A 15,289-nucleotide genomic window follows, 5' to 3' on the forward strand; every position below is an offset into this window, starting at 1 on the left:
GTTGGCGGGTCATCTGGCGGCCGCATTTCCGCTATTGGTCCATTGCACTGATTTATGCAGATCAATCATTGGGGCTTGATGATGCTTGGACTTGCGCGTCATTTGCGGATGCTCGCTGTTGATTGGGAGCTTCTCGCATCGGCATAGGAGGCTCTCGCCGGGGCTGGAGCCTGTACCAAGCCACTTGACCGGGTTCGAATTGGGCGCGGTCATGCCTTGACCAGAACGGCGGCGCATGGTCGCCAACCACCAGGATGTCCGCCGGCGCCACGGCTGGATCGCGTGCTATCTTCGCGACGACGGCAAATACGTCGTGCCAAAGTTCGGCCATCCGGCAAACTTTAGGTCGACCAAAAGCGCCGCCGTCGATACCGCAGTGAAAATCTGTCAGGGCTTGACCAGGTGCGACTGGAATATGTGTATTCAGTGTGAGCCAATAGATGAAGCGTGGCTTGCCTTGCTTTCCCGCTTCGCGTGAGACCGCTGAAATCACGGGCGCGAGATCTGCATCGCACGCGCCGGCGAAGGCGCTCCCGCATACGCGATGGGTCGTTTTGACTAGCTCCTCGCGGAAGAGTTCCTGGTCGAATCCGATTGTCGGATACCACCGCTCGCGCTCGAACATTCCTCCAGCGAACCCGTGCACGGCGATGTTGCGATACCCTTGCGCAGCAAGCAAATCCGGCAGGCAAGCCCCGGTGTCACTTTGAACGTACTCTGTGTAGAATGTGCGTGTATTACACAGTTCCCGCATCTCGCCTGATGTCGTCGAACCGAAATAGACCGTTTTTCCGGAGGTGACGATGTAGTCCCTTCTCAGGCTTTGATCATACAGGGGTTCCGCTATGCGCGCTCGGGCGTTCTGGTCCTGAAGGTAGCCCAGGCCCTCAACAATCACTAGGACAACGTTGTTTCCTTCAATCCCCGCCGCCTGTCTAAAACCCGAAACTTCCGCAGCGGAATGCACCGGCTCATTGCGGCCCATCGTAGAGCCGAAATGGTAGTGCGGCGAGGCGTTGCTGACATAGTCGAGTACGCCGAACGCCTGCGCCAAGAAGAAGAGAACGGGTATGTTCGCTTTCACAAGAGTGGTGCGCGACCTCAAGCATGCCAAGGTCGCTACTGTGGTTATGACGAGGGTAGCGATCAGAGCAAGGTAAAGCGGAGAAGCGAAGAAATTGATACGCTTCGCGTGGTCCACAGCTGCCGTTAAGTCGCTCACTGCGAGACCGAACATGAGAGACAGCGTTTGCACAACGTCGAAGGAGAGCGCGGCAAGAAACAGCGTGACGGTAAGTATGAAGGGAATGCGCCGCGCCAGGATGGCAATGCTTGCATAGAGAGCGATAGCGACGGACCGCGGCGGCAAACCGATATCAACCAATGAAGTCATCGTTGCGAGCGAGACCAGGTTTGGCATCAGCAGCCCCCCCGCGAGTAGCCTTGCGTTGGGTAAATCGAGCTTGCTGAAGAACGTGAATCGCTTTTGACGATGGGGCGCGACGGCGGGCACTGACGACGGAAGCATTTTCGCAACCAAAAGGACCGTTATTCTTTGGTGCAATCTATGGGCGAGTCATGAAAATTAGATTAACTGGGATTGCGGAGAACACGTTGAATGAGTTCACCAGGTGGAAGGAAAGCTCGTGCCTCAGGCGTCGTTTCTGAGCCAGCGCCGGGTCGCGGAAAAGCTTCACCGTGATCCGCACCAACTGGTCGTTTATGCTGGGGCAGCAATGTCAGCTTCCGGCCCATCGCGACAAACTGCGCTGCCGCACGCATTTGGTCGCTATAGGAGCAAAGCGGACGTAGTCACCAGTCACATAACGCCGCCGGGTTTATAGGTACACGGCCTAGCAAAGAGAACGCCGACAGTTTCGGCTCCCTTGACTTCGCTCTCGTCCCAAGCGCGAGTAGATCCCCAGACCGCACTGGAGAAGATCGATGAACTCGTTGGGCTGCCTGCCATCGAACGAAGGGGATCAGCGTGCCGAATTCGATTGATCGACAAATATCCGAACGCGCCCAATTCCCTCGACTTCGCGATAGTGGCTCAACTCGGTTTGGAGCTCGGGATCCGAATTGGCCCAGGCCAGCCAATCGAACGGGAACGTGCTCAGCAGATAGGTATCCACGAGAATGACATTGGGGCGCCCGTTTCGCAGGTCCGCCAGCAATTGCCGCCGCTCGAACTCGATGATGCGGTCCAGCCTTGCTCGCTCGCCTTCGGTTGGCTGCGAGCTGTTTTCGCGCAATATCGCGCCGGCGGCCAGCAGTTGCGCACAAGAGCTGCCCACCCAAACTCCGCCGATTTGACGGACGAGCGGATGCCCAAGGCCGATGTGATCGGTAATCGTCAGCAGCCGCGGGTGCTTCACATATGCCTGGACGCGCACCTGCAGCGGCGGAAATCCCGGGGCTGGTGATGACAGATAGAGCCCTATGGCGACGACGGTCGCGAGGCCGCCGATCACGATGGGCCCCCGCAACGCCTTGGTGCCAACCTGCAGCAACGGCGCCGCAATCGCGAACAGACAGAGCGCGAAAGCCGTGTATGGCCATCCCTTGCCTTGAAGCAGGAAACTCGCGGCGCCGCCGACCGATGCGGCCAACCAGGGGATGGCGTTGCTCCCCGTCTTGAGATTTTGAGGACCGCACAGACGCAGGAACCCAACAGAAGCACCGATCACAGCGATCGGGATGGGAAGCAGGGCACTCAACTCCCTTCTGATCGGCAAATAGGCCTCGGCGACCATCGGGGCATAAATGGAGAGATAAGCGGGGAAGACGGCAACGACCACCACCCCGTAGCTGATTGCGACAATCGCGGCCGCCCATGCTTCGGGGGTGAACAAGGGCCTGAAGGACCGCTGGCGAAGGGCGCCCAGAATGATCGGGAGGCCGGCCACCAGGGCAAAGAAAGGCTTGATGCTCATGGCCAGCCCGGCCCCTACGCCAGCGAGGATCGCGACCCGTCCGGAATGGAGCCCGCGCCAGCGCAGCGCGGTGATGGCGACAAAAGGGGTCAGCGCGATGACGGCGATGTGCTCACGCTGTCCGAAGATGGTGCCGGGAAGAATTGCGAGCAGAAACGCAAACGACCAGGTTGAAAGACTCCTCTCCCGAGCGCCCAGCTTCGCCGCCGCAGCTGCGCGATCGATCACAAAAAGCGCGCCTGATATCTCGACGATCACGAGGACGATCACGATGAATTCGGGTGCAATGCCGGTCATTCGCCCGAGCATCGCCGCCGGCATGTACATGTAGACTGAGAGGGGCGGATTGGACTCGAATAGGTCGATCCCGAGCCTTCGGCCGTCCAGAATTTTTTCGTTGACAGACAGCAGCCAGCCCACATCCGCGTTGAGAACGACAGGTATTTGGACGAGCAAGGCCGTCAGGAGGATCGCGGCCACGATGATCCAGCGTTGACGCGTGCTGAAATCGTCTCCCAGCAGGGCAAGGGCGCTTTGCTTGGGCGCAGGCGATCTATTCTCGTTCACCTGCGGGAACCTGCCATGGCGTGATCAGCGCCACTCTCAATCAGGAGTAGTTACTATTGTGCTACAATGATCTGAAACAATGCCGTGACGACCTGAAACAATGCCGTTCATGGTCAAGGGGGCAGAGCCGCGGGGCCGGACTGTCCCCGTCGGCCGACCTCACATCCAGAAGTGCCAGCGCAGCACCTATCCCGCCATCACCCCGCCGCGCTTGATCAGCTCCTTGCCGACGGCAGCGAGATGCACCTGGTCCGGCCCATCGCCGATGCGGATGAAGCGGGCGTAGACATAGGCGCGGGCCAGAAACGTGTCCTGCGAGACGCCGGCGGCGCCGTGGATCTGGATGGCGCGGTCGATGACGCGGGCGGCCATGCTGGGCACCACGATCTTGGCGGCCGCGATCAAGTCGCGCGCGGCCTTGTTGCCTTCGCGGTCCATCTTGTCGGCAGCTTGCAAGGTGAGCAGCCGCGCCTGTGCGATCTCGCAGAAGGAGTTTGCGATGTCCTCGCGCACCGAGCCCTGCTCCGCGAGCGGCTTGCCGAAGGCTGTGCGCGACACCGAGCGCTGGCACATCAATTCGAGCGCGCGCTGCGCGCAGCCGATCAGCCGCATGCAATGGTGGATGCGGCCAGGGCCGAGCCTGCCTTGCGCGATCTCGAAGCCGCGGCCCTCGCCGAGCAGGATATTCTCGGCCGGCACGCGGACGTTCTCGTAGACGATCTCGGGGTGGCCGACCGGCGCGTCGTCGTAGCCGTAGGTCAGCATGTCGCGGACGATGCGCACACCGGGCGTCGCCTTCGGCACCAGGATCATGGACTGCTGGCGATGGCGGTCGGGATCGTCGGGCGCGGTCTTGCCCATCACGATCAGGATCTCGCAATCCTCGTTCATCGCCCCTGACGTGAACCACTTCCGGCCGTTGATGACGTAGTCGCCGCCGTCGCGCCTGATCTCGCACTGGATGTTGGTGGCGTCGCTGGAGGCGACCTGCGGCTCGGTCATCGAGAAGCCGGAGCGGATGCGCCCCTCCAACAGCGGCTTCAGCCAGCGCTCCTGCTGCGCTTTCGTGCCGTAATTTGCCAGCACCTCCATGTTGCCGACATCGGGAGCCGAGCAGTTGAAGACTTCCGGCGCCCAGAGGATGCGGCCCATGATCTCCTTCACGGGCGCATATTCGAGATTGGTGAGGCCAATGTTGTTAGGGTCTTGGTTATTAGGGTCTTGGCCGTGCTCGCCGGAGAGAAACAGGTTCCAGAGCCCCTGCTCCCGCGCCAGCCGCTTCAGGTCCTGAAGCACCTGCGGCGTCCTGTAGCGCGTGGCTTCCGGCTTCACCTGCTCGTAATAGAGCTCCTCGACCGGCTCGACATGCGTCCGCATGAATTGGCGGACGCGCTCCTGGAGCTCCAGCGAACGGGCGGAGTGTTGAAAGTCCATTTAAATCCTCCGCTCGATGACCTTTTCGCCAGTCTCGTAGGGTGGGCAAAGCGAAGCGTGCCCACGTCCTGTTTCCGTATCGAGCAGGTCGTGGGCACGGCGCAAGTGCGCCTTTGCCCACCCTACGATTCCGAGCGAGCGGAGAGAGCCAACTCGCTCGCCCTCACGTTCCCCGCAAGAGCTCGCTCGCGACGATCCAGTCGTTGCCGTCGAACTGGAGCATATAGCCGTCCTTGATCGGGCGGAAATCCTGCGGTGTGGTGTTGAGGGTGATGCCGGGCATCAGAAGTGACAGCGGCACGTTCTTCAAATTGGATGCCTGGGCCATGATGTTCTCGCGCGTCAGATTGTCCTTGCACTGCTTCAGCAGGACAACCAATGCCTCGGCGACGGTGTAGCCGTAGAGGCCGGCGACGTTGTTGATGTCGGCATTGGGCAGGCGCTTCTTCATGAACTCGATATAGGCCACCATCGCCGGATCGTCCTTCGGCGTTTCGACGAAGGGCTTGAGCGAGCCGAGCGAGAGCACACCCTTGCCGGCATCGAGACCTGCCGGCACCATCACGGTCGCCTTGTTGGCGCAGCCGGAGGCGAGAAAGCGCGTCGGCTGCCAGCCGACCTCGTGGGCCTTGCGGATCGCCTGTGCGCAGGCGCGCGGCGTCACCGAATAGATCATGAAGACATCGGCCTTGGTGTTGGCGAGCGTCAGCACCTGGGAATCGACGGTGGGATCTGTGACCTCGAAGCTCGAGGCCATCGCGAGCGCCTTGTCGGCGTCGGCACCAAGCGCTTCCTTGACGCCGCGAAAATATTCCTTGCCGGCGTCGTCGTTCTGATAGAGCACCGCGAAGCGCGCATTCGGGTTCTTGGCGCGGGCGTAGGCGACGTCGATCGCGGCTTCGCTGGTATAGTTCGGCGCCCAGGGCAGCGCCATCGACCACGGCATGTTGGCGGGATCGTTCCACTTCGAGGCCGAGCTGATCAGGAAGATCTGCGGCACCTTGTTGCTGTTGAGATATTTTGCGATCGCCGAGCTCGGCGCGGTGCCCATGGTCGCGAAGATGAAAGCGACACCGTCACCCTCGACCAGCCGCCGCGCGGCTTCCATGGTCTTCGGCGGCGAGAAGGCGTCGTCGAGCGACAGGAGATTGAGCTTGCGGCCATTGACGCCGCCCTTCTCGTTGACCTCGTCGAAATAGGCCGAAATGACCCTGCCGGTGATGCCGAGCGGCGATGCGGGGCCGCTATAGGGCATGGTGTTACCGATCTTGATCTCGGTATCGTTGACGCCGGGACCGTAGGATTTTTGCGCGGAGACTGATGTGGACAGGCAGACGGCAGCCAGCGCTGCGGCCAGGGCCAAAGCGGCTTTCATGGTTTCTCCCCAGTGACGATCGTCCGCGCGACCCGAACGCGCAGCGTGCTGCTCTTTTGTCAGCGCGTCAGCTCAGCGGAGTTCCGCGAGATGGTCTTGCGTCGAGTTGCTGGTTCATTCGACATCTCGTTTCGAACCTGCGTATGAACGCCGAAGCAGGGCGAACAGGCTGCCGCCGGTCGCGGCTCCAACGAGATAGACAACGAGGGTTTGGAGCGCGAGCGGAAGACTGAGATTCATCTTGAAGAAGGAGATCGTGACCGTGTCGAGATTCTGCACGGCGAAGACGATGGTCGCTGCGGCGAAAAACACGATCACGGCGAGATGAAACCAGCGCATGACAATCCCTCAGCGTCGCCTGACGCGCGATGAAATCTGGACGAACAGTCATCGCGCTCTTGGGCGACCACGGTCCTTCTCCGGATCAAGCCTTAATGGCGCCGCCGCAGGCTAAAGCCCAGACTGACCCAGCCGGCGCCGGCCATGATCAGGTCGATGCCGAGGAACAGGCCGAGGATATAGACGCTGTTGACCGGCCAGCGCGCCAGGATCAAGAGCCCGAGCAGCAGGGTGATGACCGCAGACAGCGCCACCCACACCCACGGGCTTTCCCTTTTCATGCTGAAGGCGAGAAACAGCCTGACGGCGCCCGAGGCCAGCAGCGACGCGCCGAGGAACAGGGTGAGCAGCACCGCGGCGAACAACGGGTTCTCGAAGGTCAGGAAGCCCGCGACGATATAGAGCACGCCGAGCAAGGCCCAGATCAGGAACTTGCCCCAGCTCTTCATCTGGAACGCGCCGATCACCTCGGTGACCCCGGCGATGATCATCATCACACCAACCACGAGCACGCTCGCCACCGTGGCCATCATCATGCTGCCGAGCGCGATGAAGCCGGTGATGAGATAGACGACGCCGAGGGCGACGATCCAGCCCCACTTGGCGTGCAGCGCAGCAATGCCGGACCCAAGACCCAAGTTTGGAGACGTATCCGAAGCACTTGTCATGACGGCTACTCCTGCATGCGAAGCCCCAAGGCACATCTCAGGATAGCACGAGCCGCGCCGGGACAACAGCCAGTAGAGCAGCCCCCGCGGGAGCCCCATTGACTTAAGTCAAGGGCGGACGGGGCGTCCTCACCCGCGCGAGCGCTCCATGTCGAGCTCGGCCTTGAGACTATCGAGATCGCGATAGATCGAAGCGACTGCGAGCACACGTCCGTCCTTGCGGTACTTCAGCAGGCAGTCCTTGCCGTCGATGCTGCCGTCGATCGCAATGTGGTCAAAGCTTTCGGCGTGACCGACATAGTTGATCGGGACGTCGTAATGCTGCGACCAGAAGAAGGGCACGGCGTCGAAGCGTTCGCGCTTGCCGAGCATGTTGCGCGCAGCGGCCTGGCCCTGCCGCTCGGCCACCACCCAGTGCTCGACGCGGATGTTCTGGCCCGAATGCGGATCGGGCCAGCGCGCGATGTCGCCGGCGGCGAAGATGCCTGATGCGCTGGTTTCGAGATACTCGTTCACGCTGACGCCGCGATCGGTGACGAGCCCCGCCTGCTCGACGAGCGCAAGGCGCGGCTTGACGCCGATCCCGACCACGACCAGATCGGCCTCGATCACGCCGCCGCTCTTCAGCGTCGCGCGGGTGCCGTCGAGCTTCTCGACGGTGTCCTTGAGGTGAAAATTGACGCCATTCTCTTCATGCAGTGCGCGAACGAAATCGCCCATCTCGGGGCCGAGCACGCGCTGCATCGGCCGCTCCTCGGGCGCCACCACATGCACCTCGAGCTTGCGCGCCCGCAAGGAGGCCGCGACCTCGAGGCCAATGAAGCTGGCGCCGATCACCAGCGCGCGCTTCGCGGTGCCGGCCGCCTTGATGATGGCGCGGCTGTCGGCGACGGAGCGCAAGGTGTGGACATGTGGCTGGTTCGCGCCCGGAATCTGCAACCTGACGGGCTCGGCGCCGGTCGCGAGCAGCAGCCGGTCGAACGGCAGCCTGTCGCCATTGCCCAGCGAGACGTTGCGCGCCTTGGGATCGATCGCTGACACATCCGTGTTGAGCCTGAGATCGATGCCCGCGTCCTGATAATAGTCCTCGTCCCGCAGCGGCAGCCAATCCTCCGGTGCGCTGCCGGCGAGGTAATCCTTGGAGAGGTTGGGCCGGTCGACCGGCATCGCGCCGTCATTGCTCAGCATGGTGAGGGTGCCGGCAAAACCCTCGCGCCGAAGCGTCTCGGCCGCCGCGAAGCCGGCCGCGCCGCCGCCGACAATGACGAATTTTTCCGGCGTCGGCGCGCTGCGATGAGCGGGTGATGGCTTCGGCGCCTCGCGCTTGCGCTGAACGATGATGTCGTCCCGATCGCGCGAGACCTCCCACACCGCGAGCGCATTCAGCGCCGGCGGACGGGTGGCTTCGCCTGTGCGCAAGGCGAAGCAGGCGTGATGCCAGGGGCAGCGGATGGTATCACCGACCACCAGGCCTTCGGCGAGCGGGCCGTGGTAGTGGCTGCAAGCCGGCTCGATCGCAAAGACCTCGCTGCCGGCCTGCACCAGCAGCACATCCTCCTCGCCGACATGGCCGAGCAGTTTGCCGTCCTTGAATGTGGTCAGCGACACGCCTTTGGTCAGGTCGGGCCCGCTCGGCTTCTTGTCATCGGTCATGGCGTTGCCTCCTTGCGGATCAATCGTCCGAATTTGCCAGGCCCAGCAGTTCCTGCCGCGTCAGCGCATTGTCGCGGAACACGCCCAGCATGCGGCTGGTGACAAGATCGGTCCCGGGCTTGTGCGCGCCGCGCGTGGTCATGCAGTGATGCGTCGCCTTGATGATGACGCCGACGCCTTCGGGCTGGAGCACATCGTTGATCGTGTTGGCGATCTGCGCGGTCATCTTCTCCTGGATCTGGAGGCGCTTGGCGTAGACATCCACCACCCGCGCAAGCTTGCTGATGCCGACGACGCGACCTTGCGGGATATAGGCGACCCAGGCGCGCCCGACGATCGGCGCCATGTGGTGCTCGCAATGGCTTTCGAAGCGAACACCGCGCAGGACGATCATCTCGTCATAGCCCTCGATCTCCTCGAAAGTCTTTTGCAGGATTTCCGTCGGATCCTGCGCATAGCCGGAAAAATATTCCTCGAAGGCGCGCGCGACCCGGTCCGGCGTGTCGTGCAAGCCGTCGCGCGCGGGATCATCGCCGGCCCAGCGGATCATGGTCCGGACCGCCTGCTCGACCTCCGCCCTGTCCGGCCGTTCGCACGGCGCCTGCGCGACCGCGACACGCTCCAACCTGCGCGCTTGTGACGTCATCAATGGCCTCCCCTGCAACGAGCCGCACAAAAAGACGGCCCCTCAGCTTGGACGGCTGCAATCGCAAAAGGTTCCCAAGATCAGGAAAAATCGGAAGGGCGGGCCCTGAAGACCCTCATGGTGAGGAGCGCGAAGCGCATCTCCGGACGATGCGCCGCATCGCCGGGAGAACCATGCAGGCCCGGCTGGGGCCGTCATCCCTAGAGACACCCGCTTGGCAGGGTCCTCAGGGTGAGGGTTGAGCAGCCTTCCGCACGTCGAGCACGGCCTGCGCCCATTCGGTGGGGCGCTCCTGCGGGAGGTTATGGCCGGCACCAGCGAACACGCGGCGTTCGAAGACCCCCTCGAACTTGCGCGCGTGACTGATGGTGCCGGGGTTGACGCCGTCGCTGTCGCCGTCGATCGCGATGGTGGGAACGCGGACCGGCGGCTGCGCGGCGAGTTTTGCCTCGATCGCGGCATAGGCGGGATCGCCCTCGACCAGTGCGTAGCGGTGGCGATAGGAATGGATGACGACGTCGACGAAATCAGGATTGTCGAACGACACGGCGCTTGTCTCAAAGGTCGCGTCGTCGAAGGCCCATTTCGGCGACCACATCGCCCAGAGCTGGCGCGCAAAGCCGCGCCGGTCGCGCTCCAGCGCACAGCGGCCGCGCTCGTTGTGGAAGAGATATTGATACCAGAGCGCGGCTTCCTCCGACGGTGAAGCCGGCTCCATCGAACGCGCGATGTTCTGGATGTTGTAGGAATTGCCGGAGACCAGCCCGATCACGCGCTCGGGATGCAGCACCGAGACCACGCAGGCCGCGCGCCCGCCCCAATCGTAACCGCCGACGACCGCGCGCCCGATGTGAAGCGCATCCATGAAAGCCAGCAGATCGGCGCCGAGCGCCGCCTGCTCGCCCGAGCGCAGCGTCCCGGCGGACCGGAAACGCGTCGGCCCGTAGCCGCGCAGCCACGGCACAAGCACCCGCGCGCCTGCTTCTGCAATGATCGGCGCGGTCTCGGCATAGGCGTTCACATCATAGGGAAAGCCGTGCCCCATGATGCAGGGCCAGCCATCCGGGGCGCCGTATTCGAGATAGGCGATGTCGAGAACGTCGGTGGCGATTGTTTTTTGTTGCATGATTTGCTCACGGAGTGAGAGGCCGTAGCCCGCATGGAGCGAAGCGGAATGCGCGAACGCCAGCATCCGCGAATCCCGGATTTCGGGCTACAGGGCCGACTTATTTCTGCGGGCCGGACAGCGAGATGTCGCGCTCGGCGCGGAACACGTTGCTGTAGAGGTTGGCGATCCACTGCCGGCCGATCTCGGTCTTGTTGAGGTAGCCGATCTCGGTCTGGATGTGCGGTGCGACGCTGTTCCAGTAGAATTGCGGATAGCGGTTCACGATGTCGGCGGGCGAGTCGTAGCCGAGCTGGCGGTTGATCCCGACCTCCTCGAACTCGTAATAGAGTGCATTGGCCTTGCGCAGATAGTTGGGATCGCCGAGCTGGCCGATGAAATCCGCAGCGCGCAGGATCGACGCTTCGTCGTCATACTCCTGCCCTTCGCGCGCGGGGAAACGCGTGCCCTCGATCGCGCGCGCAATGCGCTCGCTGTCGATGCCGTGGACATGCGGCAGCCGGCGCCGCACGAAAAGCTTCGAGCGATCAACGTGATACATCATCAGACTGGCATCCGAGGCACCGCGCTGCAGCGACACCTTGGTGCCGGCATCATCGATGATGAAGCCGTCTTCGTCATCCTCGGGAAATAGACCGCGGACATAGCCGATGTCGTGAGCAAGGCAGGCAATCAGGATATGGAGGTAGTCCTCCGCAGCGAGATGAACGTGGAGATTACGTCCCGTCAGGATCGCCTGAGCTGCCAGGGTCACCAGCATGGTATGCTCGATGTTGTGATACAGCGCGTCGCTGTTGCCGATGCATTCCATCGCGGTGCGCGTCGAGCCTTCGAGCACCCTGGCATAGGACTCGTCGAACCGGCGGCGCATGAACGTCCCAAGCATCTTTTCGAGGGTTTCGGCCGCCAGTCTCGGCAACGTCATCATAGATGCAGCCCCGCTCGTCGGTGGTGTCCCACGCCAACTCCCGACGTTCCATTCGTGTCCTCGACGCAACGGCCAGCATAGCCCATCTTGGGCCGAGTGACCAAACCCCGGGACGAAATTACGGAAATATGTTGCTGTTTTGCTCCGCGACATCACGGTTGCGGTCGGGGCGCGATACACCCTGGCGGCAGAGGGCGACAGGCCGGCAAGACCGCTTTCATTCCACCAGCAACACGTCCACGGCGACGCCGAGCTTCTGCTTCGGCGAGCCGACGATGACGCCGTCGACCGGCGAGACGTCGGAAAAGTCGCGGCCGACCGCGAGCACGATATGGTCGTTGGCGACAAGCAGATCGTTGGTCGGATCGAAATCGACCCAGCCAAGCTCGGCCCCGCACCACAGCGACACCCAGGCATGGGTGGCATCGGCGCCCTGCAGACGCGGCTGGCCCGGCGGCGGAATGGTGCGCAGATAGCCGCTGACATAGGCCGCCGGGAGGCCGAGCCCACGCAGCCCTGCGATCATCACATGGGCGAAGTCCTGGCAAACGCCGTGGCGCTTGTCGAAGACCTCGCCAAGCGGCGTCGAGATCACCGTCGCCTTCGGATCGTAGCGGAATTCGGTGCGGATGCGATGCATGAGATCGGCCGCGCCGGCAAGGATGCCTGCGCCGGGCGCAAAGCTCGTGGCCGCATAGGCGCTGACGGGACGCAGCACCGGCACCAACGGGCTCGCAAAGACATAGCCGACCGGCGAGGACGGCCCGAGGCTCGTCGCTTCAAATGCGATGTCGCGGATGCTCTCCCAGGACGGGCTGACGGCATCGCGCGCGGGCGGCCGTCGCGAGACGGAGACGCGCGAGCGCGAGTCGATGCGCAAATTGCGATGCGCGGCTTCGATCACGACGCTCTCGGTCAGGGTGCCGAAGAAATCGCGCCGCACATTGCGCTCGGTGGGGCGCGGACGGATCTCGACATGGTGCGAGATCAGCTCCTGGCCGTGGCCGCTGTTCGGCTCCAGCCGCAGCGTGCAGCGGGCGAAGCTGACCGGACTCTCGTATTCGTAAGTCGTGACGTGCCGGATGTCGTAGATCACGCCAGCCCCGTCAGCTTTTCCGGCCGGCTGGCATTGGGACCATGCGGGAAGTAATGCTGCCCGATCGCCTCGGCGAGGCCGAGCAGATCCTGCTCCAGCGCGAACAGCGTCTTGACCTCGAGCTTCTCGGCCTCCGCGGTCGCAAGCATCGCCTGCATTGCCACCGCAAGCCGTTGCGGCTTCTCGATCAGGCCGTGCTCCTTGAGGCTTGGCAGCGCCGCGATGTGCTCGTTCAGCGTCGTCACCTGGAACGCGACCGAACGCGGATTGTAGCTGTCGAGCACGGCGAGATCGCGCACCGGAGCCAGAATCGGCGCCAGCAGGTAACGCGAGCGGTAGGTGATCTGGCAATCCACCAGCGTCAGCAGGATATCGAGATCCTCGTCGCCGGCCTCGTCGTAGGCGAACTGGCGCGCAAAGCGCGTGGTGTTGATGGCGCGCTCGGTGCGGCGGCCGATGTCGAGGAAGCGCCAGCCGGCGGCGCGGTTCATGTTCTCCTGCGCCAGGCCTGCAAAACTCGCAAGCTCCTGTAAGGTCAGCTCGGCCGCGCTCACCACGCTGTCGTCGTCCTCGACCTCGTAGGCCAGGCGCTCGGCCATCTCGGTGATGACCTGCCAGGCGTCGGGCGACAGCCGCTCGCGCAGGGATGTCGCCGTGCGCTGCGCCGCGCGCACCAGCGACAGCGCCGAGCCGAAACGCTCCGGGCTCTGCAACGCTTCGGCGACGATGCGCCCCGGCGCCGCGCGCGAGGCCTGCGAGATCGCGCCCCAGGCCACCAGCAGGCGCTGGATCCGATCCGCCGATTGCAGCGAGGCCGCGGTGCCCTTGTTGGGTCCGCTCGGCGAGCCCAATGCGCGCACCAGCCGCAGCGTTGCTTCGGCACGTTCGAGATAGCGGCCGAGCCAGAACAGATTGTCCGCGGCGCGGCTCGGCAGCACGCCGGCGATGCGGCGAATCCGCACCTTGTCGGTTGCAGGCAGCAGCGTCGCGGTCGAGACCTTCTTGTCAGAGACCACCCAGACGTCGGCGGCGCGCGCGCCGTCGCCCATCGACACCGCGCGCGCATCCGCCTGCTCGGCGATGCGACAGAAGCCGCCGGGCATGATGGCCCAGCCGTCGGGCGTGGCGGCCGCGAACACGCGCAGCACGAACGGACGCGGCGTGAGCTGTCCGTGCTCCCACACCGGCATGGTCGAGAGCCGCACCACCTCCTGGCCGACATAGTCCATGCCCCGCGCGGCGATGCCGTCGATCAGGCGCTGGCGTCCGCCGGCGTCGAGCTCGTTCGCGAGTACCGGGCCATTGCTGTCGAAGCCGGGAACGCCGCGCCGGTAGGCGCCCTCGATCGCGACCTCGTCGAGCCGTGACAACACCTCGTCGCGCGCCGAACGCTGGCCGCACCACCAGGTCGCGATATGCGGCATCTTCAGCTCTTCGCCGAGCAGGCGGCGGCTCAGGGCCGGCAGGAAGCCGAGCAGCGCGCGCGCCTCCAGCACGCCCGAGCCCGGCATGTTGGCGACGACGACGCCATCCTTGCGCAGCACGTCGATCAGGCCGGGTACACCGAGCCGCGAGGAAGCATCGAGCTCGAGCGGATCGAGCGAGTTGGAATCGACCCGGCGCAGCAGCACGTCGAGCCGCTTGAGGCCGGCGACGGTGCGGATGTGGATACGGTTGTCGCTGACGGCGAGATCGTCGCCCTCGACCAGCAGGAAACCGAGATAGCGCGCCAGGGTCGCGTGCTCGAAATAAGTCTCGCTGAAGCTGCCCGGCGTGAGCACGCCGATGCGCGGCTCGTCGCGGTCGGCGCGCGCACGAAGACTGTCGCGGAACGCTTCGAAGAACGGCGCGACGCGCGGCACGTTCATCGACTTGTAGAGGTCGGAGAAGGCGCGCGAGAGCACCAGGCGGTTCTCCAGCGCATAGCCCGCCCCCGACGGCGCCTGCGTGCGGTCGCCCAACACCCACCAGCGCCCGTCGGGCCCGCGGCCGACATCGGCCGCATAGAGCGAGAGATAGCGCCCGCCCGGCGGCGGCACGCCGCAGACGGGACGGAGATATTCGGGGCTGCCGGCGATCGCGGCCGCCGGCAATGCGCCTTCCGCGACCAGCCGCCCCTCGCCATAGATGTCGCGCAGCACGAGCTCGAGCAGCTCGGCGCGCTGGGTGATGCCAGCGGAAAGCTGCTTCCAGTCGGCCTCGTCGATCAGCAGCGGCAGATGGCTGATCGACCAGGGCCGATCGGCGCTGTCGCCGGGCGCACGGTAGGTGACGCCGGCCTCGCGGAGGTGGCGATCGGCCATGCCAAACCGCCGTTCGATCTCGTCCGGCGCGAGCGCACCGAAGGCGTCGAAGAAGCGGCTCCAGACCGCGCGGGGGGCGCCGTCGGGCCCCAGGAACTCGTCGGGAATGCCGGGCAGACGGCTATAGTCGCGGACCCATTGCGCGAGGCGGCGCTGGCCTTGCGCCCTACCCGTCTGGTCGTTTTCCTCGGCTGCGCCTTCGCCCATGCGCCTCTCCC

The 15,289-nt window shown here is 64.1% G+C and carries 12 protein-coding genes; all 12 read right to left on the bottom strand.

The annotated features are described in order from the left end of the window. Nucleotides 1-61: 61 nt before the first annotated feature. The 12 genes from JQ627_RS04485 to JQ627_RS04540 all read right to left on the bottom strand — a co-directional run bounded on the left by JQ627_RS04485 (nucleotide 62) and on the right by JQ627_RS04540 (nucleotide 15,278). Nucleotides 62-1,420, bottom strand: coding sequence for a sulfatase-like hydrolase/transferase (locus tag JQ627_RS04485; RefSeq protein ID WP_212482920.1), 1,359 nt, complete (start codon nucleotides 1,418-1,420; stop codon nucleotides 62-64). Between the two features lie 562 nt (nucleotides 1,421-1,982). Further along, nucleotides 1,983-3,503 (bottom strand): hypothetical protein, encoded by a 1,521-nt coding sequence (locus tag JQ627_RS04490; protein WP_312015728.1) that lies wholly within the window; start codon nucleotides 3,501-3,503, stop codon nucleotides 1,983-1,985. Between the two features lie 186 nt (nucleotides 3,504-3,689). Then, nucleotides 3,690-4,937: an acyl-CoA dehydrogenase family protein gene (locus JQ627_RS04495; RefSeq protein WP_212482921.1), complete on the bottom strand. Its 1,248-nt coding sequence runs from the start codon at nucleotides 4,935-4,937 to the stop codon at nucleotides 3,690-3,692. A gap of 163 nt (nucleotides 4,938-5,100) precedes the next feature. Beyond that, nucleotides 5,101-6,312, bottom strand: coding sequence for an ABC transporter substrate-binding protein (locus tag JQ627_RS04500; protein WP_212482922.1), 1,212 nt, complete (start codon nucleotides 6,310-6,312; stop codon nucleotides 5,101-5,103). A gap of 114 nt (nucleotides 6,313-6,426) precedes the next feature. Next, the gene (locus JQ627_RS04505; RefSeq protein WP_014496835.1) at nucleotides 6,427-6,651 is read right to left on the bottom strand and encodes a hypothetical protein; all 225 of its coding nucleotides are present in this window, start codon (nucleotides 6,649-6,651) and stop codon (nucleotides 6,427-6,429) included. Nucleotides 6,652-6,743: 92 nt separating this feature from the next. Further along, nucleotides 6,744-7,319, bottom strand: a complete 576-nt coding sequence (locus tag JQ627_RS04510) for an HdeD family acid-resistance protein (protein WP_014496836.1) — start codon at nucleotides 7,317-7,319, stop codon at nucleotides 6,744-6,746. Nucleotides 7,320-7,448: 129 nt separating this feature from the next. Continuing rightward, nucleotides 7,449-8,972 carry an FAD-dependent oxidoreductase gene (locus tag JQ627_RS04515; protein ID WP_212482923.1) on the bottom strand — a complete coding sequence of 508 codons (1,524 nt, stop codon included), beginning with the start codon at nucleotides 8,970-8,972 and terminating at the stop codon, nucleotides 7,449-7,451. Nucleotides 8,973-8,991: 19 nt separating this feature from the next. Continuing rightward, nucleotides 8,992-9,618, bottom strand: coding sequence for a GTP cyclohydrolase I FolE (gene folE / locus JQ627_RS04520; RefSeq protein WP_212482924.1), 627 nt, complete (start codon nucleotides 9,616-9,618; stop codon nucleotides 8,992-8,994). 226 nt (nucleotides 9,619-9,844) lie between these two features. Continuing rightward, the gene (locus JQ627_RS04525) at nucleotides 9,845-10,744 is read right to left on the bottom strand and encodes an alpha/beta fold hydrolase (protein WP_212482925.1); all 900 of its coding nucleotides are present in this window, start codon (nucleotides 10,742-10,744) and stop codon (nucleotides 9,845-9,847) included. 100 nt (nucleotides 10,745-10,844) lie between these two features. After that, nucleotides 10,845-11,672 carry an HD domain-containing protein gene (locus tag JQ627_RS04530; protein WP_212482926.1) on the bottom strand — a complete coding sequence of 276 codons (828 nt, stop codon included), beginning with the start codon at nucleotides 11,670-11,672 and terminating at the stop codon, nucleotides 10,845-10,847. A gap of 217 nt (nucleotides 11,673-11,889) precedes the next feature. Next, on the bottom strand, nucleotides 11,890-12,768 hold the full coding sequence (locus JQ627_RS04535; protein ID WP_212482927.1) for a transglutaminase family protein: 879 nt from the start codon (nucleotides 12,766-12,768) through the stop codon (nucleotides 11,890-11,892). After that, nucleotides 12,765-15,278: a circularly permuted type 2 ATP-grasp protein gene (locus JQ627_RS04540; RefSeq protein WP_212482928.1), complete on the bottom strand. Its 2,514-nt coding sequence runs from the start codon at nucleotides 15,276-15,278 to the stop codon at nucleotides 12,765-12,767. The genes JQ627_RS04535 and JQ627_RS04540 overlap by 4 nt, the downstream gene beginning before the upstream one ends. Between the last annotated feature and the right edge of the window lie 11 nt (nucleotides 15,279-15,289).

This window comes from Bradyrhizobium liaoningense, assembly GCF_018130785.1.
Lineage (GTDB): Bacteria > Pseudomonadota > Alphaproteobacteria > Rhizobiales > Xanthobacteraceae > Bradyrhizobium > Bradyrhizobium liaoningense_A.